The 24,434-nt window shown below is 34.9% G+C and carries 23 protein-coding genes, 5 pseudogenes and 1 riboswitch; of the genes and pseudogenes, 20 read left to right on the forward strand and 8 right to left on the reverse strand.

What is annotated here, in order from left to right; translation table 11 throughout:
• Positions 1 to 77 precede the first annotated feature (77 nt).
• Entirely contained in the window at positions 78 to 947 is an 870-nt protein-coding gene (locus ORL93_RS00745) for a pentapeptide repeat-containing protein (RefSeq protein ID WP_097794019.1), read from the forward strand.
• A 108-nt stretch (positions 948 to 1,055) separates the two neighbouring features.
• Here the strand turns inward: ORL93_RS00745 and ORL93_RS00750 are convergent, their stop codons facing one another.
• A complete protein-coding gene (locus ORL93_RS00750) occupies positions 1,056 to 1,943 on the reverse strand; it encodes a DMT family transporter (RefSeq protein ID WP_097794018.1) in 888 nt (295 codons plus the stop codon).
• A gap of 239 nt (positions 1,944 to 2,182) precedes the next feature.
• Here ORL93_RS00750 and ORL93_RS00755 point away from each other — a divergent pair, with 239 nt between their 5' ends.
• From ORL93_RS00755 to ORL93_RS00795, 9 genes and pseudogenes are all read left to right on the forward strand, one after another.
• On the forward strand, positions 2,183 to 2,557 hold the full coding sequence (locus ORL93_RS00755; protein WP_006095274.1) for an SH3 domain-containing protein: 375 nt from the start codon (positions 2,183 to 2,185) through the stop codon (positions 2,555 to 2,557).
• Between the two features lie 195 nt (positions 2,558 to 2,752).
• Positions 2,753 to 3,200: pseudogene (locus ORL93_RS00760) on the forward strand (SRPBCC family protein).
• Positions 3,201 to 3,335: 135 nt separating this feature from the next.
• On the forward strand, positions 3,336 to 3,743 hold the full coding sequence (locus ORL93_RS00765) for a MerR family transcriptional regulator (RefSeq protein ID WP_018766274.1): 408 nt from the start codon (positions 3,336 to 3,338) through the stop codon (positions 3,741 to 3,743).
• 124 nt (positions 3,744 to 3,867) lie between these two features.
• Entirely contained in the window at positions 3,868 to 5,190 is a 1,323-nt protein-coding gene (locus ORL93_RS00770; protein WP_018766275.1) for a hemolysin family protein, read from the forward strand.
• Between the two features lie 53 nt (positions 5,191 to 5,243).
• Entirely contained in the window at positions 5,244 to 5,654 is a 411-nt protein-coding gene (locus ORL93_RS00775) for an ATP synthase subunit I (protein WP_016115482.1), read from the forward strand.
• 233 nt (positions 5,655 to 5,887) lie between these two features.
• Positions 5,888 to 6,433 (forward strand): DUF2179 domain-containing protein, encoded by a 546-nt coding sequence (locus tag ORL93_RS00780; RefSeq protein WP_018766277.1) that lies wholly within the window; start codon positions 5,888 to 5,890, stop codon positions 6,431 to 6,433.
• 466 nt (positions 6,434 to 6,899) lie between these two features.
• A complete protein-coding gene (locus tag ORL93_RS00785; protein ID WP_018781781.1) occupies positions 6,900 to 7,517 on the forward strand; it encodes a hypothetical protein in 618 nt (205 codons plus the stop codon).
• Between the two features lie 352 nt (positions 7,518 to 7,869).
• Positions 7,870 to 9,417 (forward strand): malate:quinone oxidoreductase, encoded by a 1,548-nt coding sequence (locus ORL93_RS00790; RefSeq protein WP_003198678.1) that lies wholly within the window; start codon positions 7,870 to 7,872, stop codon positions 9,415 to 9,417.
• A 489-nt stretch (positions 9,418 to 9,906) separates the two neighbouring features.
• Positions 9,907 to 10,347 carry a YaiI/YqxD family protein gene (locus ORL93_RS00795; RefSeq protein WP_033796284.1) on the forward strand — a complete coding sequence of 147 codons (441 nt, stop codon included), beginning with the start codon at positions 9,907 to 9,909 and terminating at the stop codon, positions 10,345 to 10,347.
• 216 nt (positions 10,348 to 10,563) lie between these two features.
• Here ORL93_RS00795 and ORL93_RS00800 read toward each other — a convergent pair whose 3' ends face one another.
• Entirely contained in the window at positions 10,564 to 11,079 is a 516-nt protein-coding gene (locus tag ORL93_RS00800; protein ID WP_000915549.1) for a DinB family protein, read from the reverse strand.
• Between the two features lie 418 nt (positions 11,080 to 11,497).
• On the opposite strand from ORL93_RS00800, the gene ORL93_RS00805 reads away from it, so the two are divergent.
• On the forward strand, positions 11,498 to 12,370 hold the full coding sequence (locus tag ORL93_RS00805; RefSeq protein WP_026008611.1) for a YitT family protein: 873 nt from the start codon (positions 11,498 to 11,500) through the stop codon (positions 12,368 to 12,370).
• Between the two features lie 230 nt (positions 12,371 to 12,600).
• On the forward strand, positions 12,601 to 13,071 hold the full coding sequence (locus tag ORL93_RS00810) for a GNAT family N-acetyltransferase (RefSeq protein WP_003198671.1): 471 nt from the start codon (positions 12,601 to 12,603) through the stop codon (positions 13,069 to 13,071).
• Positions 13,072 to 13,132: 61 nt separating this feature from the next.
• Here ORL93_RS00810 and ORL93_RS00815 read toward each other — a convergent pair whose 3' ends face one another.
• Positions 13,133 to 14,317, reverse strand: a complete 1,185-nt coding sequence (locus tag ORL93_RS00815) for an MDR family MFS transporter (protein WP_018781778.1) — start codon at positions 14,315 to 14,317, stop codon at positions 13,133 to 13,135.
• 105 nt (positions 14,318 to 14,422) lie between these two features.
• On the opposite strand from ORL93_RS00815, the gene ORL93_RS00820 reads away from it, so the two are divergent.
• The 5 genes and pseudogenes from ORL93_RS00820 (at position 14,423) to ORL93_RS00845 (ending at position 17,854) form a co-directional block, all read left to right on the forward strand.
• Positions 14,423 to 14,977, forward strand: coding sequence for a CGNR zinc finger domain-containing protein (locus ORL93_RS00820; protein ID WP_006095284.1), 555 nt, complete (start codon positions 14,423 to 14,425; stop codon positions 14,975 to 14,977).
• A 71-nt stretch (positions 14,978 to 15,048) separates the two neighbouring features.
• Positions 15,049 to 15,174 (forward strand): annotated as a pseudogene (locus tag ORL93_RS00825) (class I SAM-dependent methyltransferase); the annotation flags it as partial.
• Positions 15,175 to 15,307: 133 nt separating this feature from the next.
• Positions 15,308 to 16,978 (forward strand): annotated as a pseudogene (locus ORL93_RS00830) (IS200/IS605 family accessory protein TnpB-related protein).
• Between the two features lie 215 nt (positions 16,979 to 17,193).
• Positions 17,194 to 17,628, forward strand: a complete 435-nt coding sequence (locus ORL93_RS00840) for a PepSY-associated TM helix domain-containing protein (RefSeq protein ID WP_265958442.1) — start codon at positions 17,194 to 17,196, stop codon at positions 17,626 to 17,628.
• Positions 17,600 to 17,854 (forward strand): PepSY domain-containing protein, encoded by a 255-nt coding sequence (locus ORL93_RS00845; protein WP_231382332.1) that lies wholly within the window; start codon positions 17,600 to 17,602, stop codon positions 17,852 to 17,854. The genes ORL93_RS00840 and ORL93_RS00845 overlap by 29 nt, the downstream gene beginning before the upstream one ends.
• Before the next feature lie 316 nt (positions 17,855 to 18,170).
• Here the strand turns inward: ORL93_RS00845 and ORL93_RS00850 are convergent, their stop codons facing one another.
• Complete coding sequence (locus ORL93_RS00850; protein ID WP_003198661.1) at positions 18,171 to 18,314, reverse strand: hypothetical protein; 144 nt, start codon at positions 18,312 to 18,314, stop codon at positions 18,171 to 18,173.
• A gap of 99 nt (positions 18,315 to 18,413) precedes the next feature.
• Positions 18,414 to 18,557: riboswitch (cyclic di-AMP (ydaO/yuaA leader) on the reverse strand.
• 42 nt (positions 18,558 to 18,599) lie between these two features.
• Positions 18,600 to 19,058 (reverse strand): GNAT family N-acetyltransferase, encoded by a 459-nt coding sequence (locus ORL93_RS00855; protein WP_006095290.1) that lies wholly within the window; start codon positions 19,056 to 19,058, stop codon positions 18,600 to 18,602.
• Between the two features lie 553 nt (positions 19,059 to 19,611).
• On the opposite strand from ORL93_RS00855, the gene ORL93_RS00860 reads away from it, so the two are divergent.
• Entirely contained in the window at positions 19,612 to 20,733 is a 1,122-nt protein-coding gene (locus tag ORL93_RS00860; RefSeq protein ID WP_018766287.1) for an AI-2E family transporter, read from the forward strand.
• A 43-nt stretch (positions 20,734 to 20,776) separates the two neighbouring features.
• On the opposite strand, the pseudogene ORL93_RS00865 reads toward ORL93_RS00860, so the two are convergent.
• The 3 genes and pseudogenes from ORL93_RS00865 to ORL93_RS00875 all read right to left on the reverse strand — a co-directional run.
• Positions 20,777 to 21,061 (reverse strand): annotated as a pseudogene (locus ORL93_RS00865) (1-deoxy-D-xylulose 5-phosphate reductoisomerase); the annotation flags it as partial.
• A 44-nt stretch (positions 21,062 to 21,105) separates the two neighbouring features.
• Positions 21,106 to 21,288 (reverse strand): annotated as a pseudogene (locus tag ORL93_RS00870) (NUDIX domain-containing protein); the annotation flags it as partial.
• Between the two features lie 19 nt (positions 21,289 to 21,307).
• On the reverse strand, positions 21,308 to 22,147 hold the full coding sequence (locus ORL93_RS00875; protein ID WP_018766290.1) for a DUF2785 domain-containing protein: 840 nt from the start codon (positions 22,145 to 22,147) through the stop codon (positions 21,308 to 21,310).
• Positions 22,148 to 22,274: 127 nt separating this feature from the next.
• Between ORL93_RS00875 and ORL93_RS00880 the strand changes: the two genes are divergently transcribed.
• Both ORL93_RS00880 and ORL93_RS00885 read left to right on the forward strand, forming a co-directional pair.
• Entirely contained in the window at positions 22,275 to 23,108 is an 834-nt protein-coding gene (locus tag ORL93_RS00880) for a hypothetical protein (RefSeq protein WP_006095295.1), read from the forward strand.
• A gap of 122 nt (positions 23,109 to 23,230) precedes the next feature.
• Positions 23,231 to 24,253, forward strand: a complete 1,023-nt coding sequence (locus ORL93_RS00885) for a tyrosine-protein phosphatase (RefSeq protein WP_018766291.1) — start codon at positions 23,231 to 23,233, stop codon at positions 24,251 to 24,253.
• Positions 24,254 to 24,434 lie beyond the last annotated feature (181 nt).

The following is a 24,434-nucleotide window of genomic DNA, read 5'->3' on the forward strand; positions in this document are numbered from 1 at the left end:
TTTATTACAAACTATTTCTTTTATATACATATTTATACAAAATTGAACAAGTAATACAGCAACAGGGGGTACATGTTTTGTTAGAGAATAATAATTTTTTGGATTCAAAAAGTGGTGTGAGTTTTAACAGTTTACGCGCTGACTGTGAGAATTGCTTCGGCTTGTGCTGTGTTGCGCTTCCTTTTGCAGCTTCAGCCGATTTTGCTGTTAATAAAGATGGTGGTAAGCCGTGCTCTAATCTACAATCAGATTTTCGTTGCAGTATTCATAAAAACCTTAGGCAGAAAGGTTTTAAAGGATGTACTGTATTTGAGTGCTTTGGTGCGGGGCAAAAAGTTTCTCAAGTTACCTTTGAGGGAGTTGATTGGCGCAAAGGTCCAGAACAGGCAAAGAAAATGTATGATGTTTTTCCAATTATGCACCAACTTCATGAGATGCTTTGGTATTTGAATGAAGCTTTAACGTTAAAGGTGACAAGTCCGATTTATGGGGAGCTTCGTGACGCGATTGAGGAGACAGAACGACTTTCAAGGCTTAGTCCAGATTTACTAATGAAAATAAATGTTCCATTACACCGAGCAGATGTAAATACTCTTCTTTTAAGGACGAGTGAACTAGTATGGATGGAGTCACGTCACCGGTATAAAGGGACGAAAAAAAATAAGAGAACTGACTACCGAGGAGCAAATCTCATGGGGATAAAGCTTAGAAGGGCAGATCTTAGGGGAGCGAATTTAAGAGGAGCATACCTCATTGCTGCTGATCTTCGAGGTGCTGATTTAAGAATGGCTGACTTTATCGGTGCTGATTTACGAGATGCTGACTTAAGTGGAGCAAATCTAACAGACACTATTTTTCTAACTCAAGTCCAGATTAATGCAGCGAAAGGGGACGCAAACACGAAATTACCAAGTTTACTTTCTCGTCCAGCGCACTGGTCTGCTTGAGAAAAAGGTAAATGAAACATTAGGTTTAATTCAATATAAATGTATGTAATAGCTTTATAATCAAAAACACAGGCCGTATTTTTTTTATAGCCTGTGTTTTTGATATTGTTAGTTTTTCTTCTCAAATGTGGCAATGATTACACTAAATATAATAAGAGCACCACCAATAAAAAAGTTACGATTCAACGTTTCATTTAAAAGTAACCAGCCTAATAATGAACCAACAATAGGCTGGAAAAAGAAAAACAATGAACCGATGCTGGCATCCATTAACTCAAGTCCTTTATTCCAAAGAAAAAAGGCTCCAGCGGTCGAGATGATTCCTAAATATAAAATACCTAAAATGATAGTGGTATTTAAGTCCCCAATTGGATTAGATTGTAATTCCAAAATCATGCAGGGTGTAATGAAAAATAGTGAAAAGAAGATTGCGTACGTTGTAATGACTAAAGATGAAAATTGTTGAGAAGCAATCTTTACATAAATAGATAGTAGAGCCCATGTAATCGCAGCCCCCACTAAAATGATTGTGCCGATAAAATAAGAGCCAACTTCTATATCCCACCCAATAACAATTGTGACGCCTAGTGTAGCTAAGACGGTAGAGAGTATTCTGCGAGTCGTTAACTTTTCTTTCAAAATCAATGTAGCAAACACGACCATAAATGCTGGAGTGGCCGATGTAACTAAAGAGCCTGTGTGCGCATCTGATAATTTTGTTCCAACAAATTGGCACGTAATTGAAACAAAGTAGCCGATGAAGCCAATCCAAGCAAAGAGTAGCCAATCTTTTTTATTTATTTGTATCGTTGTTTTTTGTTTTCGTTTTGTCGTTTTTAAAATCATGTACAAAACTACAAAGGCAATAATAAAGCGAAGCCAGACAAGTGTGAGAGGCGGAATAAAGTCTAGTACATATTTACTAACAACATACATACCACCCCAAATACTTGCTGCAAGTGATAAACATATAGCGCCTAAAATTGTTTGTTTCATTGTGAAATACCTCCGTCTATTTATAGGATTGTAAAATAGGGAATCCTAAGACGAGGCATGTTTTTTTATAAAAAATACGTATGCCCGTCTTAGATTATAGACGGATTACAGGTTGATCGTTTTCAAATAGGTTGTTGTAGTACATAAGAATTTCTCCTCTCAATATTTTGTATTTGTTTATCATAAATAAGTTTTATAATAAAAGTATAACTTAATTTTCAGATTATTGGAGGGATAAAATGAAATGTGTTGTGATTCAGTCTCACACTAGTAATTATCCAGAACCAATTAGTTTAGAAAAAGGAGATCAAGTGCGAGTTGGTAATATATATTCAGGGCCAGAAAACTGGAACAATTGGGTATATTGCCGTGCTGAGCATAGTGGTCTGGCGGGATGGGTTCCAAAGCAAATAATAACATGTGAAAACAGTGATTCTGGTATTGTGCTTGAAACATATACGGCGAAAGAATTAAATGTAGAAAAAGGAGATATTCTCATTGGTTTAAAGGAATTAAATGGTTGGCTATGGTGCAAGAAAATAGAATGTGAAGAAGTTGGTTGGATTCCGAAAGTAAATGTACGGTTAAAGCAAAAGATGTATTTTGAAAATTAATATGATGAAATATGGATAAAAATATAACTCAATTCTTTTCGCCCTTGTGTTATAAATTATAAATTCAAACTCATGAAACTCTAAATAAGAGAAATAATAGTAAAATAACCCTTGTATTTCACTGGATAAAATATGGCATAATCATTTTGTCGCAAAATATATAGAAAAATAAGGGTATGTAAAAGGAGAAAATGAATGAGTTTTGCTATTGAAGTTTTAATTCAAGCAGCAATTGATGTCGTGTTTGAATATGTAAAAGATGATGAAAAAACGAAGGAATGGAATACATTTTTAATCGAAAATCGTTATCCGTTAGAGCGAGTGAAAGAAAATCCACGTGTAGGAGATACATTTATTTCCGTTCAAAAAATGGGTAAGAAAATATTTGAGTCGGAAGTGGAATTTTTAGAATATGAAGCACCGTATATCATTACTCTTGGCGGTGAGATGAAACAAGGATATTCTACTACAACATACATATTGTAAGAAGAGGAAGGCACACTTCTTACATTAATTGTTGAGTATACACCTAGCAATCTATTCTATCGTATTTTATATAAATTAACAGGTTGGATGTATGGATCAGCTTGAACGTTTAGCAGAGTGTGTAGAAGCTACTCATAATAAAGAAAAAGAAATATAGGAAGAAGGAGATCTGCAACATATAGCGGATCTTTTTTGCATATATTGTGAATAATAAACCGTCACGTTTGACTGTATAGTTTATGTATTGTATGATGTTCTTAACATAAATGGGGAGGGAAAAATCGTTGGGAAGGTGTATCGAATCGGACAGTTGGCTCACTTGGCTCACGTATCGAAACGAACGATTGATTATTATACGAATCTAGGTATCTTAAAAGCGGAGCGATCTCAATCTAATTATCGCTATTACGACGAAACAGCATTTGAAACATTACAATTTATTGAGAAATGCAAGGAAATGCATATGCCGCTTTGTGAGATTAAAGAGAGGATCGAGGAGAGGAAGAAGCTGCTCGGTATCAATGAACACGTTTCGAAACAAGTGAATGAAGTGACAAACCATATCCATCGATTAGAAACAGAGCTAACACAGTTGAAACCTCTGTTAGATGGGTTAACAGATTCACAACGTGAAAAAATATCGAAATCTTTATCGGGTCAAACGACAGCTTTAATACAAACACTGATACTATTTTTATAGTTGAAGTTGGATCCAACTCTTTTAATTTCTGTATAGGGCTATGTTTTCTAAAGAAACAGAGAATAAGAAAACATTATAAGTATACAGGAGGTGAACACCTTAGTTTTTTTACTAAGGGGATTCATTGGAAATATTTAATTTAGTCATGGTTGCGATTTTAATCGCATTTACTGGATTTTTCGTAGCAGCAGAGTTTGCGATTGTTAAGGTACGTTCAAGTCGTATAGATCAGCTTGTTGCGGAAGGAAAACGCGGTGCGTTAGCAGCAAAAAAGGTAACAACAAATTTAGATGAATATTTATCTGCTTGTCAGTTAGGAATTACAGTAACGGCAATGGGACTTGGTTGGTTAGGTGAACCGACAATAGAAAAGCTATTGCATCCATTATTTGAGAAATGGAACTTAAACCCTTCTATTTCACAAGTATTGACTTTTGGCCTTGCATTTATGACAATGACGTATTTGCACGTTGTAGTAGGGGAATTAGCTCCGAAAACAATGGCAATTCAAAAGGCTGAAAGAGTAACTTTATTATTTGCTGGACCTTTAATGATGTTCTACAAAGTGATGTATCCGTTTATTTGGGTACTAAATAGTTCAGCGCGTGTCGTAACTGGCTTATTCGGTTTGAAACCAGCTTCTGAACATGAAGTAGCACATACGGAAGAAGAGTTACGTCTTATTCTTTCAGAGAGCTATGAAAGTGGAGAAATTAATCAAGCAGAATATAAGTATGTAAATAATATCTTTGAATTTGATAATCGCATTGCGAAAGAGATTATGGTACCACGGACAGAAATCGTCGGTTTCTATCTCGAAGATTCAGTAGAAGAACACATGAAAATTATTCAAAGCGAACGATACACACGTTATCCAATCTTTGGAGAAGATAAAGATGATATTATCGGTATGGTCAACGTAAAAGACTTCTTTATTCGATATATGAAAGGCGATACAGAAGATTTATCATCTATTCGTACGTATATGCGTCCGATTATTGAAGTGATGGAAACAACTCCAATTCATGATTTACTTCTGCAAATGCAGAAAAAGCGAATTCCAATGGCTGTATTATATGATGAGTACGGAGGTACAGCCGGAATTGTAACGCTTGAAGATATATTGGAAGAAATCGTCGGCGAAATTCGTGATGAATATGATGAAGATGAACATCCACCAATTCAACACGTAAATGAACATCATAAAATTGTTGATGGAAAAGTGTTAATTTCAGAAGTGAAAGATTTATTTGGTCTACACATCGAGGAAGAAGATGTGGATACAATTGGTGGATGGATTATGATGCAGAATCATGAAATTGAAGAAGGACAATGTGTCGAAGCAGAGGGATATGAGTTTAAAGTTCTTGAAAAAGATGCATATCAAATTAAGCGCGTTGAAATTCGAAAAATTGATCATCAACAAGAGAAAGCAGCAACTGTATAGGTTGCTGCTTTCTTTTTCACCTATCGCAAAACTTGAAACAAGGAGCGGATATTTTGATTGAAGTTGCGTTACGAGTATACAAACTACAATTATATATGATCTTTAGTGGTTTACTACTTCTATGGACGATAACGCCTTTTTCAAAGCAAGTTACTGGATTCGGGATCGGATTAGCTGTAAGTGCATACTGTCTTTGGTTGTTAGCCAGGCGAGTTGAAAAGATTGGGAAAAGTATTGTATTAAAACAACGTGCGCCTGGATTAGGAATTTTAAATCGTTTTGCAGCTGCGATACTAGGTGCGATCATTATGTATGAAATTGAACATGAAATGGAAATGTGGGCATTTGGTACGGGCATTTTAGGTGGTCACTTTTTAATGATTGCGAATTTAGCTTATGCGAATATGCAGTTAGTAAGAGAAGAAGAGGAAAAAAGAAAAAGGGTTACACAGGATTCAAAATAAGAAGATAAAGTGAAACTTTAATCAGTGGGGGGTTCTTTATCTCCCACTGATTATTAGTTGAACCAATCGGGGTCTTACTGCCCGTTAATGCGGGATAAAAGGGAACCGAAAACGGTTCTTTTTTTATTTTCTTATTTTTTCATGGGAAAATAAAAAAAATTAGAAAACCCATCGCTTTCTAAAGGTTATGTATGTTATTATGACAAAAGACTTTTTGAAAGAGGTGGATGCAAATGTTACAAGCGCTACTTATTTTTGTACTTCAAATTATTTATGTTCCAGTTTTAACGATCAGGACGATTTTGCTTGTAAAGAATCAAACAAGATCCGCTGCTGGTGTGGGATTACTAGAAGGGGCAATCTATATTGTAAGTTTAGGAATTGTGTTTCAAGATTTATCAAATTGGATGAATATTATAGCCTATGTGATCGGTTTTAGTGCCGGACTTTTATTAGGCGGTTATATAGAAAATAAATTGGCAATTGGGTATATTACATACCAAGTTAGTTTACTAGATCGTTGCAATGAGTTAGTTGATGAGTTAAGACATTCAGGATTTGGTGTAACTGTATTTGAAGGGGAAGGGATAAATTCCGTACGCTACCGTTTAGATATTGTTGCGAAACGTTCCCGCGAGAAAGAGCTTTTGGACATTATTAATCGAATTGCACCGAAAGCGTTTATGTCTTCCTATGAGATTCGCTCTTTCAAAGGCGGCTACTTAACAAAAGCGATGAAAAAACGAGCATTGATGAAGAAGAAAGATCATGCTTCATAAAAAAATTAGCTAATTTCTTTTGATTTAATAGTGTTACACATTGTATAAAAAGAAAAGGATAGATGCAGGCAGAAGCAATCTGAGTGATCTATTCTTTTTTTTTTGCCACAAAAGAGTTCATTTGCTACTACAACATAAATGGTTTGTAGTATGGAAGGGTGACTTGTTGATATAATAGCTGAAAAAGAAAGTTTTAAATAAATTTGATATTTGTTTCGCATCGTCATCTTTTATTTTTAAATACTCAAGAGATATTTTGTTCTAGACATCATTTTTTCGTTACAGTGCGTATAAGAAGATAAGGAATTGCGGAAACAGCTGAAAATCGCATATGCGAAGATGTATGAAAGAATATGATCAGTTAATTGGAGAAGGGATTTGCATTACCAAAAGAGAATATGTTGAGAATCTATAAACTGTTTTATTCCAACATAATGATATTTATTGAAGACGAGGAGGAAAAAGCGTGTATAAATTACCGTTAGGCTTACAAATACCAGATCGAATACCAGATCGAATTGGGGGGGATGATTACCACACTATACAACAAAAACGGGCGAGAGCGAACATTGTGGAAGGATACAAGATGAGAGAGATTGAAGGTGAAAAGTTTCAGTATTTTACCGAAATCAATATTGATGCTGATAGAATTTGGCACTTGTTTGTAACATTAGTTAATACAATGATTAAAGAAGGGATAGCTTATGGAATTGTAGGAATGAAAGGGGAAGAGCCCGTTCTTAGTCGCTTTACTGAATCTGACCGAATCATGAATCTTTTCAAAGAATATAAATTTGAACTTACAAATGATGGATTTCTCCAATTTGGAATCGCGACTGAAGATGGTACATCCTATAATGAAATTTTTGTGACAAGCTTTAAAACCTTTCAAGTGTGGAGTGAAAACAAAAGTGACGTTCTAACTGCATTGAATCAACTGCATTTAAAGGAGTATAAGGACCTGGATTTCATTCATGATTTTCCAATAGAGTCAAAAGCACTTTCTCCACAACAATACCCTGGGATTCGACATTACACAGAGGTTTTGGAAGAATTGGAAAAAGCTTTTTCTCTCTTATTATAATGAATATGTTCTGAAATAGGAAATCATAAGAAGGCGAATAAAGAGGTTTATAAAAGAAAAAAGTACATCACTTTAGATAAATGGTGTACCAATGGATATATAATGTGTAACCTTATATAGTTTTTCTTTATTCTGTAAGAGTAGACTTCTCCTTTTTATGTAGAAAAGTAGAATTTATTTTTGTAAAAAATCTATATTCTCTCTTAAATCGTTAATAATTATCAGATAATACTAGATATTTTAGTCTATTAATTATTATAATAGAGTATGAGATGGTTATATTTGAGGCAGGAGAGATAGGTTCCTAGGTAGGGGTCTAGGCGACGCTTTGCTTTTTGCGACCTTTAAGCAGATGCACCTACTCTTTTTTGCTAATATAGGGGATGGAGAGATTATCATGAGCAACATGCAGCAAAAAACAGACGTTATCTTAATTGGTGCCGGAATCATGAGCGCGACTTTGGGATCATTACTGAAAGAGTTAGTACCTGAATGGGAAATCAAAGTGTTCGAGAAACTCGCAAACGCAGGAGAAGAAAGTTCTAACGAATGGAATAATGCGGGAACGGGCCACGCTGCACTTTGTGAACTGAACTATACATCCGAAAAATCTGATGGATCTATAGATATTCGCAAAGCTATCAAAATTAATGAACAGTTTCAGCTTTCAAGACAATTTTGGTCTTATCTTGTAAATAGTAATCTGATTCGTAATCCGCAAGACTTTATCATGCCAATACCTCATATGAGTATGGTGCAAGGGGAAGAAAATGTAACGTTTTTGAAAAAGCGTTTTGAAGCGCTTTCAAACAGTCCGCTGTTTCAAGGAATGGAATTTTCTGATGACCATGAAAAGCTGGAGGAGTGGATGCCACTTATTATGGAAGGGCGTACATCGAATGAGCCAATAGCGGCAACGAAAATCGATTCTGGAACGGATGTCAACTTTGGTGCTTTAACACGTATGTTGTTTGACCACTTGCAGAGTAAAAATGTCGAAATAAACTACAAACATAGTGTCGAGAATATTAAACGTGCTAGCGACGGATCATGGGAAGTGAAAGTGCATGATATGAATAGTAGTAAAATCGAATACCATACTGCAAAATTCGTCTTTATCGGCGGTGGGGGCGGAAGTCTGCCTTTACTACAAAAAACCGGTATTCCTGAGTCAAAACATATTGGAGGGTTCCCGGTAAGCGGATTATTTATGGTATGTAACAATCCGGAAGTTGCAGCGCAGCACCATGCAAAAGTATACGGTAAGGCTAAGGTTGGTGCTCCGCCAATGTCTGTTCCGCATCTTGATACAAGATATATTGACAACAAAAAAACATTGCTGTTTGGACCGTTTGCCGGCTTCTCACCAAAGTTCTTAAAAACTGGTTCGAATTTTGATTTGATAGGTTCCGTAAAACCGAATAATGTCCTCACTATGATGGCGGCAGGCGTAAAAGAGATGTCATTGACAAAATACTTGATCCAGCAAGTTATGTTATCGAATGAAAAGCGCATGGAAGAATTACGCGAGTTTATTCCGAACGCCAAAAGCGAGGATTGGGATATAGTGGTAGCGGGACAACGTGTGCAAGTTATCAAAGATACTGATGCCGGTGGTAAAGGAACACTTCAATTTGGTACGGAAGTTGTTAGTGCCGCTGATGGCTCGATAGCTGCATTGCTCGGCGCTTCCCCGGGTGCTTCTACTGCTGTTCACGTTATGCTTGAGGTATTAGAAAAATGCTTCCCACAACATATGAAAGAGTGGGAACTGAAAATAAAAGAAATGATTCCTTCTTATGGCGTGTCACTAGCGGAAAACCCAGAGCTTTTCCAAGAGATTCATACTTCAACAGCGCAGACGCTTGATCTAAGCCAAAAAGAACTAGTTTACAGTTAATTCTTTGGATGTAGGAACAAGGGTATTTAAGGAAGTTAAACAGTTCAATAAAAAAATAAATGGTAAAGAGATTATACTAGGAAAAATAAAGAAGAAAGAAAATGAAATACACAAAAGAGACTATAAGTAATTTGTAAGCAAATAAAAAACAAATATCTGATAAATAGTTAGTGTTTTATCTGAAGAAGTTAGTGTTAAAGGTTTTACATTATAAAATATGAAATACTAATTCTATAACAATTGTGTTGATTGACAATAAAGTTGTTTAACAAATATTATCAAGACCTAAATCAAAAAAAGTCATAAAAAATAAAGGGTGATACATATTAGTCATGTATAATATGTATCACCCTTGTAATTCTTGTTCCACAATCGCGCCCTTTAATAGAATATCTGTTTTTTTAATGATTTTAGGTAAAGCATCTTCGTTTGACAAAAGCTAAATCTACCATTATCATCAACTCGAACTTATTTATGGGAGTGATAAAGATGAAAATTTATGTTGATGCAGATGCTTGTCCGGTAAAAGATATTATTATCTCTGAAGGTACGAATGCTGAAATTCCTGTTATCCTTGTTACTAGCTTTTCTCATTTTTCTAATGCGGAACAACCATCAGGAGTGGAAACGATTTATGTTGATTCTGGAGCAGATGCTGCGGATTATCGGATTATGAAGTTAGCAGAAAAAGGAGACATAATCGTTACGCAAGATTATGGTCTTGCTTCGCTAGGTTTAGCAAAGGGGTGTACGGTTCTTCACCATAAAGGGTATAGCTATACAAATGAAAACATTGACCAATTATTACAAACACGTTATTTGAGTGCAATGGCTCGAAAAAGTGGAAAGCGTACAAAGGGGCCAAAACCATTTACATCAGAAGATAGGGAGAAATTTAGGGAGCTTTTTAAAAGAGCGATTTCACTTTAAAAAAGAACCGTTCATTTTTAAGGAAAACCAAGAAAAGTAATATTTTGACAAGTATTTCAGTTCTTTTTTAAGCCTTACACTACACTCACATGAATCAACATTATAAATATTTGATGTAGCATATTAATGGTACCATATTCTATCAAATGACTTAATATACAAGAAAAGACGCTTTTCTAAATAAACGCGCCCGTTTGTGAAATTGGCAAAGGCAGTCTAATTATCGAATAGCCCTCTTCCTCTCAGATTTGCGGAAACAGGCTCCTTTCCTATTTCACGTGCCCATATAGATAACTGACCAATATGGTGGATTTCGTGGACAATGACATGACGTATGATTTCTCCGTGTGTACATTCAATGACTCGGCGCCTGATTGGTGCGTCTCTAGAGCTAATCGGTTCTTCATTGAAATCAGTTTCTGAAAGTTTCCGAGAATCCATTTCATTTGTCCAAGATGTCACAAATGGTTTCACTTTCTCATGGTATTGAGCTGAAAGATTTTTCACTTTTTGTAAGCTAGCATAATCCTCAAACAATGGCTCCTCAGGCACTGGTTCACCTCGCAAACCTAAGATCCACATATATTCCACATCTACAATGTGAAATAGGGTATGTAGGATACTGCCGAACCCACCGACCCGTTTCTTTAATAGTTCTTCATCCGGTATGTCTTCGCACAATGTAAACCAATCATCACGAACTTGCCAGTTATATTGAAACAGTTTCAACATCACAACAACCTCCATCTTTTATAGATTTAATATTTAATTTTCACCAAAAGACTTCAAAATCCTTTTTTAAATAATAACTCTAAAAAAGCCTGTTAAAATCCTCAACAAACTGGCCCGTTTGTTGAACAAGCAGGGACGGATAACGGCCGATCTCGCATTTAACTCTTACAATAAAGTCATTCACCAATATGCCCGTTCTGTAATTCCACAATCGGGCACCTTGTTGAATAACAGCTTAAAAGAAAATTGGTTATCTTTTTTACATGTTAGAAGAGATTGTGAAAAAAATCACTTAAAGAGGAAAAATACTTCAAGAAATATTCTGATGGAAATGTGTTAGAATAGTTATTAGGAATGAGTCTAACTGATTAAAAATGTGTAGTAATGAAGAGAAAAAAGTTTGAAGCGAGGAAATGATATGAGTACAATCAAAAAGAACAAGTCCCATAAACTAAAAATCGTTTTACGAGCATTAATGATTATTATTGGGGCATTTATAACAGCATATGGACTAGAATCAGTATTAATCCCAAACAACGTATCAGATGGTGGTGTGACGGGCTTAAGTATCGTTAGCTCAGAACTATTTGGATTACCATTAGGAATTCTAATTGCAGTCATTAACATCCCTTTTGTTTGGTTAGGATATAAGCAAATTGGTAAAAGTTTTGCTGTTTATTCGGTTATCGGTATTGCTTCACTAGCAATCGGTACTGTTCTTATGCACCAAGTACCAACTATTATTGAAGGGGATACATTGTTAATTACCGTTGTTGGGGGAATTATCATCGGCTTTGGTATGGGGTTAGCATTGCGTAACGGTGGCGCATTAGATGGAATTGATATGTTAGCCGTATTACTTTCTCGAAAATTACCTTTTGGGACAAGTGATCTCATCTTATTTTTAAACATGTTTGTCTTTATTTTTGTCTCAACAGTATTTGGTCTTCAAGGAGCTATTCTTTCGGCAATTGCTTACTTTATTGCTTCTAAAGTAATTCACATCGTTGAAGTAGGTTTAAGTGGTTCTAAAACCTTTAAAATTATCACAAAAGAACCTGAATTAATGGTAGAAACAATTCGAGATCGCTTAGGTCGAAGTGCAACGTATAATGAAGTTTACGGCGGTTATTCAAAGGAACAATTTAAAGAAATCACTTGTGTCATTAACCGTTTAGAAGAAAGTAAAATGAAAGAACTCATTCATGAAATTGATGAAAATGCCTTTATTACTGTATATGACGTAGCAGAAGTAAAGGGCGGTAATTTCAAAAAACATGATATTCATTAATGGTTTCACAAAAAAACACCTTTTAGTTTTACTAAAAGGTGTTTTTTATACTGGATATTATTGTGGGTTTGAAATACAGTTTAACCGTTTATAAAAAGATGAACCGGAATGATCTACATTTCGTTTGTTCTTATTGAACGATAGAGCAGTTGTGTGGAAGAAGAAATTGGTGGTGAAATTTTAAATATATGAGAATATGCTTATTATAATAAGAGGAGACATAACAAAAAGTGAAGATTATAAAGTTTAAGGAAGCTGATACTGAAGAGATTATTTCTTTGTTTTATGAAACGGTTCATTCAGTAAATTTGAAAGATTATTCTCAATTAGAATTGGATGCTTGGGCGCCAAGAGATGAAAAAGAATCTAAAATGAAATCTTGGAAAGAATCATTAGATCGAAATATAACATTTGTTACAAAAGTTAATGATAAAATTGTTGGATTTAGCGATCTAACGCATACTGGCCACTTAGATAGACTGTATGTTCATAAAGATTATCAAGGACAAGGTATAGCCACAGCTTTAGTAAATATGCTTGAATCTGAGGCGAAAAAATTAAATCTTTTAGAAATTGATACAGAAGCAAGTATTACAGCTAAGCCATTTTTTGAACATGGAGGCTACAAAATTGTTTGTTCACAAACTGTAGAGCGTAAAGGTGTTACACTGACTAATTTTAAAATGATAAAAAAATTATAATTATTTTATGAAAAGCACCGTTCAATAGACTGGACGGTGCTTTTCATTGCATTATATACGTTTATAATCCTGTATGAATCATCTCTTTTTCATGTTTTTGCTCCATATTTTTTAAAATATGAAGCAAAATAAAACCTGTAACACCAAGTGTTCCCAAAATAAACCAAGGTGTATACGTCCCTTGCATCTGTGATGTAAGCCATGTTCCTGTATAGTTTCCAATTATAAAGCCAATAGCAAGTGAGAGCTGATAAAAACCAAAATATGTAGCTGTATAAGATTCATTACTATAATTCGCAATTGTAATGTCAGCATTAGGCAATACAAGCGTTTCACCGATTGTAAATAAAATAACACAAACAAATAGCCAATACGGATCTTGAAATAAGGGGATTAGTAAAAAAGAAATTCCCATTAATAGAACGCCATATTTTACAATCGATAGTGTATTGTATTTGTGAAAGATTTTCCTAAAGGCGATCATAAATAAAACGCCTGTAATAGCATTCAATGTAATAACAATTCCTCCTAATTTTTCATTATGACTGATGTTGGTCATATGAAGAGGAAGAGCAACAGTAAGTTGAGTGAACATAATGTAAAAGAAAATCATGATGCCTGAGAATGAGAGGAAATGCTTGTTTTCAAAGACGACTTTGAATCCAGATAAGAGCTGTACATTTTCTGTAGAAACTTGAAAGTGATTTCTAAGAAGATAAAAAAGGACAGCAAATAATAACATGAGTGATCCGGTAAGTATAAATGGATACAAAGGATTCCATATGAGTAACAGGCTGCCAGCAATTGGGCCGATAATAGCTCCGCTGTTAAAAGCAAGATTTAAGTATGTAAATAAATCTTTTCGGATACGAGCAGGTTGTGAGCCAAATACAGCGCGTGCAGCGGGTTCATAAAATGCAGTTCCAAATCCAATTAGTGAAGCAGAAATTGAAATAGTATGAAACTCTGAAAATATCCCTAAACAAATAAAGCCAATGCCTCTTAATAGTAAACCAGATATCATCATAATCATATAGCCTACTTTGTCGGCAATGATACCAGAAAATAAAGGGATAACTCGTGATGTGATAGTCATAATTGTTAAAATTGTTCCTACTTGCATGGCAGAAAAGTGTAAAAAATTAGATAAATAAATAGCGAGAAAGGCATACACAGCAAAGTATCCAAATGCCATGAAAAAGGAAGAAATGAGTATAAAACGTATGGGTATTGAAAAGTTCTTCATAAAATCCCTCCTGTGATGTAACCATTAAAACATTTTAATGGTTAACTGTTTTATATTATAATTATACATAAAGTCAGAAAAAAGTAAATTTTAGAAAGATGGTGAATGAATTTGAGTCACGGCCAAGAGGCACCAGGACAATTAGAAGTTGTAAGAGATTTTTTAAATACATGGAGAATTCCAAATGACACAAGAAAGCAGGTAGATGAGCTTAATACAGTAGATGATGTACTTCAATTTATGAGAAACCATTTTGATGAGGAACTCTCTTTTGGTACGTTGGATGAGCTGAAGCAATTTAGAGATGGAATTCGTTTCGTGGTTGAGGAGAAAGGGACACTACAAGAATGGTTTAGAAAGTATCCGTTTCGAGTATGTGTGACAGAGAATATGGATTCTGTTGCATATGAACCAATTGGAGAAGAAAATTTGTATACGATGATTTTACAAAGTATTTTGGTTGCTATTGATCAAAAGAGATGGAGCCGGTTAAAAGCATGTCCAGATTGCCGCTGGGTTTTTTATGATTATTCTCGTAATGGGAGTAAACGTTGGTGTGGTATGTATGCTGGAGGTAAAGATGGGAGAGCGTGTGGTACGATTGCGAAAGTGAAAAATTATCGGGCGAAGAGAAACGGACGTTCAGGTTATATGATGTGAATTTTAGAGAGGAATGAGAAGTGGAGAAATGTCGTTTATAAATAGGATTGAGAAAGCTGGGGGAATGAGAAATGGAGCAGACAAAAATGTTAGAGCTCAATAAAAGGTGTTGGGATGTAGTAGCACCTTGCTTTTTTTTAGTAGATTCTTTGCCAAAGTACGGTCCGTATACTGCTTCTGAAGATGAGATTCATTTATCATTTTAACCGAGAAGACCCCCTCCTCTAAACGAAGTGAAGGTGGAGGTCTTCTCGGTTTTGTCTTTTTTGAAAGAACGTATGTTTGTTTTGTTGTATAATGATCTTATCAAACAAAATGAGGTGAGAACAGGTGAAGAAAGCGTATTTTTCGAAACGAATCTATAAGACAGATTTACCATATGAAATGGTAGAGGCATTAACACAGACAATCGAAACATGTAATCGGGCGAAACGCTTTGCATTTCAAACGATTGTTCGGGAAAAACGTTGGAACCGAAAGATGCATGCGGATAGTCTTCATCTTGTTCTCAAGCGGAATTATCAATTGAATGATTACTATGCAAACAGTGCGACGCAAGAAGCGAAGGCATTGTTTACAGGTTTAATGGAGTTACAAAAAATATATGAGAAACAAACACAGGAGAAGGTTAAGAAACTAAAGAAAAAGTTGAAACAAGAACGGACAAAACTGGCAAATCTTCGCAAAATCAAACAAAGTTGTGTGAAAGGAAAGCTGACGTTTCTAAAAAACACCCGCTTCGTGAAGCACAACAACCTCATCTCCTTATCTCGTAAAAAAGACACCTTAATTTGGCTGAATGAATCTCTGTTTGAACACCAGTACTTAGATGCTCAAATCAAAAGAATCCAGGCGAAAATCGGCCTTTTAACCCACAGACAACTTCGTTTAACACAGAAACTTGCATCATATAAAACGCATATTCCAAGCGCAGTATTTGGAAGCAAAAAACTGTTTCGCTTTCGATTTACCATCGATGAGTTTGTACGTAACCATGACAAATGGAAAATATTATTTTCTCGTGCTCGAAATAAACAACTCATTCTATCTGGCCGTAAAGATGCCAAATATGGAAATTTTGGGTTTCAGTATGTGCCTGAGACACAGGAATTATGGATGACGACAAGTTCCGGAAAAACAATTAAGTTCCCAGCTGTTACATTCCCGTATGGACAAGAAATCATAAAAGAAGTAATCACAACCCAATTACAGTGTAAGAATAAGAAAAAACATGGCAAACCGATTGCGTGGTCTGTGGAAGATCATGGGGAGTATTACATTGTGAAATGTTTAGTCGATGTGCCAGAAAATTCTCATACGAATTATAGTACATCAGATGGCGCAATTGGTGTGGATTGCAATCTCGAACATTTTGCTTGGGCGAATGTAACGAAGGACGGGAATTACAAAGGAAGTGGTGCCCCCCGTTTTTCAATTCTAGGTAAATCCACCGGACAAATCACAAAGATAATCGAAGCGGAGGCCGTTCGCTTAGTAGACTTAGCGGAGCGGTATAACAAGCCAATTGTCATCGAGAAGTTAGATACAACCCAATCGAAAACAGGGGATCGTTATGGAAATAAGTGAGCGAATCGAATGAAGAGTATGTTCGCTTATAAAAAGATGACAAGTGCAATTCTAGGCCGCGCGGATAAAAGGGGCGTGGCTGTCTTTCAAGTCAATCCCGCTTACACTTCGATTGCAGGAAAGATGAAATATATGCGAAAATTCGGTATCTCTATTCATCAATCTGCTGCTTTTACGATTGGGCGCCGGGGATTAGGATACAAAGAAAAAGTGCCGCGGGTTCTGCAGCCTTATATTCCAAAGAAAGATGCACATCACTGGAGTCATTGGCATCAACTGAATAATCGATTGGATATTCGCACGCATCATTTCTATCAGCTATACGATGTAGATCAGCCGAAAGAAGCCTTACAAATCGAAAGGTTACACTTGTTTAAAAGTGAAAAGAAAAAACTAGCAAAGCTACTTGCATGATAAAAAAGGACGCTTTGTCCCAGTCTCCTACGCTTATTACCAGAGCAGATAACAAGTCTAGGAACTGGATGCATGACAAGGTGTTCTACTCTCGATATAAGAAAAAAGTAGCTGTACCTCTTTTGTTTTCCTCGGAAGATCGAATGGGTCGTCTTAGGGACACTACGGAACTTCTATATCGTTGTATCCTCTTTGTTGAATGAGAGGAACTGTTTTTGCTAGGGCCGAAACAGGAGAATCCTCCACCTCGGGCTCGTGTAGAGGTAGGTGGGGGGGAGTTCAATATTCGTCAAAGCAAGAATCAATATGTAAAGCAATTTGATCTACATAGAGTTATTGGTGCAGTTTCTGTTCCATTTTTACTTATCGTTTCGTTAACGGGAGGTCTTTTTGTGTATGATAAAACTATTTTTGGATGGTTTGGTGCAAAGGCTACTGTGATGCCAGCGAAAGAAAAGCTAATTTCTAAACCTCTTTCAGGAGGAAAGATTCTTCTTGATCGATTGTTACATACAGCTGAAAAAGAAGTGCCAGAAGGAACAATTATGCAAGTGAGAATTCCAGAGAAGGTGAAACAAGGAAAGGCAGAAGGGGCTATCGAAATTCGTATGAGCCGCTCGTATGATCCAGGTGTGGATGGACCAGTATAGTGGAAAAGTAATCGCAAAGATGGATCCCAATGTAGATCGTGGACTTACCTATCAAACTTGGCATCTTCCGTTACATACAGGGACATTTGGTGGACTATTTACAAAAGTCTTATATGTAATCGGTGGACTTACTCCATCTATTTTAATGTTTACTGGAATATATATGTGGTGGTACAAGAAAAAGAATAGGAGAAAGCAGAAAAGAAATTTAGTAACTGCAGCATAGTATCTTATTTTACAAACTTTGCAGTTGCTTGTTTGGAAAGTGTGCTTTGTTTTGTGCCTATATAATCATAATAAGGAGGCTTAGTAAGAAAGAGAGATTATATGAGAACTAAAAGGACGTATGTTCTAAGTGATTCAGTAGCAAACAAAACTTCATTACACATGGTAATGAAGTTTTGTTTTTCTGAATAAATCGAATAATGTTTTTTCACTTAAAGAAAGAAAAAGCATGAAAGGTCTAACTTAGTAAAGTGCAGCATAGTTTTTTAATTTATAACGTTTCTATCTTTACCTATTAGCAATTTTAACATGTTAATTTATCTTTTCGGCTGAAAAATATGTTGAAAAAAATATTTGTGATGTAAACTATCTACAATTTTGTTTGCTTGATACGTACGCTGTTGCTCCAATCGGAGGCGTTGCTCCATCATTTTTATTTCATGATCTGATAAACGTAACATTGTACAAGTCTCCTTTACTATAAATATAGTTTTTTGTGATAACGATTCCATACACTTTATAGTTAAGGAGGGATACAGTGTAACATAGGTAAAAAGCACCTTCCCTCTCCCATTACGCTTACGAGGTTAGCTGTCGGACTCGGGAAGTGAGAGTTCCCCTACTTAAAAAAGATTCGCCCCAAGTAGCATAAGCTACATAAATGGTTCCCCCGTTCCAAAATTTGGATTCAGCAAAAGGTTTTATAAAGTAAAAAATAACATAATAAAACACACAAGTCAAACTATTTATTTTTTTCTGTCTTTTTCTAATTGAGTAAGGACGATTCCGTCGGGTACTACAATGTCGTTTACTTCAACAAAGCCGTGTTTTTTATATAGAGAAAGGGCAGGGATGTTTGCTTTCCCTGTTTGTACAATATATTTACTTGTATCAGGGGATGCGCTAAATAAATGAAGGAGTAACTTTGTTGCAATTCTTCTATGGAAATAGTCGGGTGATACAACTAGGCGATGGATATCAATAATTGCTCCTTCATTTACAAAAGAAATAAAACCTATTAGTTTATTTTCAAGGATGTATCCATAAAATGTCTCATTACAATTTTGAATGTCTTTCACAGTATCATATAAACGTGGGATTGCTACACTGTTAATGTATTTTGCCTCCACCTGATAAGCAGGAATTTGGATTGCTAAAATAGCGGATGCAACTTCAATAGAAGCAGGATTCATTTTAAAAATCATTTGTCGATCTCCTTTCTGAAAGAGGGAGCGTAGGTTGGTTTTTGTCTTGAAATAAGATACAATTCACATCGAATCGTGCTAAAATCCTAATTTAGAATGAAAAAAGATATTTTAATATACTTATAATCTCCATGTTGTTTGACAGAATTTAGTTTTTTTGGATACAATGTATGTACATAATTTCGTGTTATTGTAGTAAATCTCCTTTTGTGAATAGTTATAATTCAATGGGAATTACAAAGCGCTAGTAATTAAATAAGGTGGTTTATAACTTTTGTATTTAATTATAAATTAACATCCTAATAGAAAAAGAGAACGGAAAATGGGATGGATTATCACATTTTTCGTTGGGGCTATTATAGGTATTATAGCAGATAAGGGAAGGGATTTCTTCATGGCATGTTTGGTAATATTATTGTTGGTTTATTAGGTGCAATTGTATCGGCTTTAATTGTATCATTTGTAGTAAAAGCTACATGTAAATAGAAATATATTACTGATTGTCTCATAAAGCCCTTTTTAAGGGCTTTTCATACTTAGAGAGGTGGTATATTTGGAGAAAATAAATTTACGAAAGAGAGATAAACTGAAAAAGTTTTTTAAAGAGCAAAATTATTTAGCGGTGCTACTTGGATTTGCCTTACTATTTGTGAATATATTATTACTAACAAAAATTTCGTTTGTATTTACACCGTTCATTGTCTTTTTAAAAACAATCTTTTTTCCAGTGTTGTTAGCTGGTGTACTATTTTATATTTTACATCCATTTGTTTCGCTTTTAGAAAGAAAAGGTGTTTCTAGAATCATTTCCATTGCTTCTATATACATACTTGTAATCGGGTTGTTTGTTTTTCTTGTTGTAACAGTTATTCCGATTATTAAAGATCAAGTAAATGCATTAATAGATAACTTGCCATATTTCGGTCATGAAGTTGAAAGGGCAGCACGTAGATTTGGAGAAAGTAATATAATTGGAAAGATTCAAGATAGCTTAAATATTGATGTAGGTAGTATTGTAAAAGATTCTACAATAAATTTTACAAATTCACTATCATCAGTGACAGGGAATGTAACTGGGTTCTTAAGTACACTTACAGAAGTAGTTCTTACATTTGTAATGGTTCCTTTTATATTGTTCTATCTCTTAAAAGACGGTGAACAATTACCAAGATACTTTTTGAGATTTATTCCGGAACAAAGACGATCTTCAGCTAAGCTTATATTAGATGATATGCATTACGCCATTAGCTCATATATTAGAGGGCAAATTATTGTTAGCCTATTTATTGGTATTATGTTATTAATTGGTTATTTAATTATTGGGATTAAATACGCCGTGTTACTTGCAGTTTTAGCGATGATTGTAAACGTTGTACCATATGTAGGACCGATTATTGCCATTCTACCTGCTTTAATCATTGCCTTTATTGATTCACCAGCAATGATTCTAAAAGTCATTATTGTGATGATGATTGTACAATTGGCAGAAGGAAAGTTTATTTCACCGCAAGTCATGGGGAAAAAATTAGATATTCACCCAATTACGATTATTTTTATTATTTTAACAGCGGGTAATCTATTTGGAATTATGGGAGTCATCTTAGCGATTCCGGGATATGCGATATTAAAAGTGCTTGTTACACATGGGTATCGATTTATTAAATTAAACACGTAAAGAAAAGAGCTAAAACAGAGAATGTGTCTGTTTTAGCTCTTTTTCATTTTTTAACTAATAATTGATTTGCATATTCGCGTGCCCAACGATCCGCTTCTAATACTGTTTCTAAAGAGGGATTCGTGATGCTGTGATGTGCCTCAAGTGTAGAATAAATTGTTTTTTCAATATCAAAAAATGAAATTTCATTTTTAAAATATAGTACATTTGCAATTTCATTAGCTGCATTTAAGACTGCAGGTGTTGTACCACCAGTTTTTCCAGATTCATAAGCATAATGTAGGCAAGGGGATTTTTTGAAATCTGGTTTTTCGAAATATATTTTACCATGATAATTCCTCCAAAGTTGTAGAATCCTTTTCTGCAAACCTATACTTCTCGTTTTGCAGCTTCTTCTAATGTTTCTCCATATTCAAGAGCACCACCAATAATGCCCCACATATTAAAATCAGTGCGGAGTTGAAGTGATATCTCATTTACAATAATAACGTGTGAACCAATTAGTATAAGCGGGTGATTACCTACGAGCTTCCGCATGTCTTTGATATATCTCATTTTCTTTTCTCCTTTAGAATTAGCAATACTTATGTAATTCTTGTAACATTTTTTCTGCTCGATTTGCTACAGAAGAAAGGTTTGGGTCTATTTTTGTTCTGAAAAATAAGGTTCGTAAAAAAGTTTTTAAATTTGCACATAATTTACAGTATTCATGACAAGAGAGTCTTTTTTTGAGCTGTGGTAAACGTTTTATTTTTTTATAAATAATCGAAAAAAGTTGATCTCTTGAGAAATCATAATAAAGCATAGATAGGAGGGTGGTTACAATTCTTTCATCTTCGTTATTATGATATACGGTAGAGTAAATGAAAATTTTATTTAATATGCAATGAGCAATCTCTTCATAGCAGGAACAGGTAATATGTGGATTGTGTACGAGTTCGTTAAAAACATCAGATGCATGGGCAATGCTATGAGCCCAGCCTTTATCTTGTACATATCCACGGTAATCTATTTCAAGATTCATATATGTAATAAGCTTTTCTTTTACTTTTTGTACTGTTTCTTGTAATAAAAATGAATGAGAATTATCGAACTGTATAATTAAACCTATTAATAAAGTGGTATAAGAACGAGTGAAAACTCCATCCGTATTTGGAGAGGCAATTTCTCGATATAAGTAATTATTACTTAGACAGGTTGTTAATAAAGTCTCCAATTGATCATGGGGTAGGAATTCATTTTGAATAAAGTGTGAAAAACATTTATATATTAATTGATCACGTACATAGCTATCAGTCGTGCCAATGTTTTGAATCATATGGGAACTTAACTCGTTAAGATCGATGTTCTGCATCTGTGTATAGTCATTTTGCTGGATGAGCTCCAATTGTTGTTGCAATGCAATGATATCCAAAGCTCCTCCTCCTCTGTGCTTTAGTAATGAATTGTTTCCTAGTATTCTATATATTCGAGGACAATCCTGCTCATGCAAGGATAAATAATAACCTCTCCCGAAGTAGTCAACAAGGAGGGAGCTTATTATGTTAAAACAAAAGCTTAAACATATGATTGCACTATACCCAGTTGTATTGTTTGATGGTTGGCATATTGAAAATGTATCGGAACGTCAAGAAGGAGAGAAATGGGAAACACTTTGGTTTCAAGTTTTTACACGAACAGGAGTATTTCGAGTAAAAGAGTTTTTTCTAGATATTATGGAGCCAACATTTCCTGATAGTTGTATGTATCAAGCACAAGGTGAATGCTTTCAGTATAATGGTCTTGTATATTGGAGGGGGCTGAATTATAAAGGTAAAGTTAGTTATGCCATATCTAAATGGAAAACGCAGATTGAAATTTCGATCGATGAAGGGTTTGTGCAACAACAAGAAATGGAAAAGTTCTTGGAAGGTTTGCAACCATTAGATTTAGAGAAGGCAAAAAAACAAATCAATAAACCGTTTCATCAATTAAGTTTTCAAGCAAGAGTACCAAATGGTGGTGAAATAAGCAGATGTAGTAAATGGTTTTCACCAAATGAAATACAATATAACGCTTTACCAATTACAGTCTCCAATTCTTGGCGAATCGAATCTATTGGTTTAGGAAATAATGAAATGCAATATGTGTACTGGGATGTAAAAGAACAACTATATGCACTTTGGGCGTGTCGCCATGTGAAGCGTAATTACTATCCGGCATCTTCATGGATTAAAAATTACAGTTCAATGCAAATGATAAATGGACTAGAATTTTATACACATCCTCAGCGTGGCACAGTTGTATATCAAGATTTAGGTGACGAGCAGATTGCCTATGTATTTCGTGGTATTCCAACTACAACATTCTTAAAAGTACAAGAAATCTTTTCTTAATTTCTAAGAAAGACAAGGGAGTGTCATAAATATAGTCACGACAGAACTAGTATATTTGTAATACAATAAAATAGAGTATTGCTTGATTTAACGGATTATATAGAGAAAGTATTGGTGAAATGATGAAACAACATAAAAGCTGGTTACAAGCAAGTGTAGAACGAAATCTAGATAATAAGTTACATATATTATGGGAAGATGAAGTAGAGGAAGTTGCTATTTATTGGAGTACTTCATCAGAAAAGATTGTGGAAAATGGACAATTTTTATTAAGAGTATCAAAAGCATCTTCTTGTACGATAGAAGATCCAAGCCCTAAAGCACGTCCTTATTTTCGATTAGTAGCAAATAATGGACAAGTAGTTACTGTAGCTGAACGTAGGTTATCACTACAAGGAGCATTTAATTTCCGTGATTTAGGTGGTTATGAGACAAGTGATGGCCGCAAAGTAAAGTGGGGCAATTTATATCGTTCAGAGGAATTAGCAGGATTAACAGAATGGGATATTGCTTATTTACAACAGTCTGGTTTAAAACTAGTATGTGATTACCGAACAGATTTTGAAGTAAAGCATAAACCAAACCCAAGTATCACTGGTGTTCGTCAAGTTTGTTTACCAGTCATGCAAGATATAGCAAAAGATCTAAATATTAATGAGTTTTTCCAAGTCGGAGATTTATCAATGCTTGGAAAACCAGGTGAATATTTAGTGAAAATGAACAAAGGCTTTGTAGAGGGTAATGAAGCATTTGTACGCTTTCTACAGCTAGCTCAAGATCCGGGAAATTTACCGCTAGTTAATCATTGTACAGCTGGTAAAGATCGAACAGGGTTCGGTTCTGCTTTATTATTACTTCTTCTTGGTGTCCCGGAAGAAACGGTGATGCAAGATTATTTATTAAGTAACGGATTCCGTGAAAAGTTAAATCAAAAAATGATGGCCTTTTTAGGTGCAAAGTTACAAAATGAGGAAAGTAAAGAGATATTAGGGGCTATGTTTGAAGCTCGTGCAGAGTATTTACAGGCAGCAATTGATGAAATTACCCATAAATTTGGCAGTATTGAAATCTATGCTGAAAAAGGACTTGGCTTTACAAAAGAACAACTAGAAAATATGAAAACATTGTTACTAGAAGAGAGGTAACATGTAAATTGTTTTGATGGGAAATCCTGTATTATGTATATAATATAGTTTTATTAAATGAAGAATGAGTCAGAATAAATGAACAAATCTGTAGTAAAAGAACTGAATTTCGAAGGGGAAATCCAGGATCAGCTACACAATATGTAGTAGAAGATAGAGAAAAAATATAGGTAGGTTTATA

Source organism: Bacillus sp. DHT2 (assembly GCF_026241455.1).
Classification (GTDB): domain Bacteria; phylum Bacillota; class Bacilli; order Bacillales; family Bacillaceae_G; genus Bacillus_A; species Bacillus_A pseudomycoides.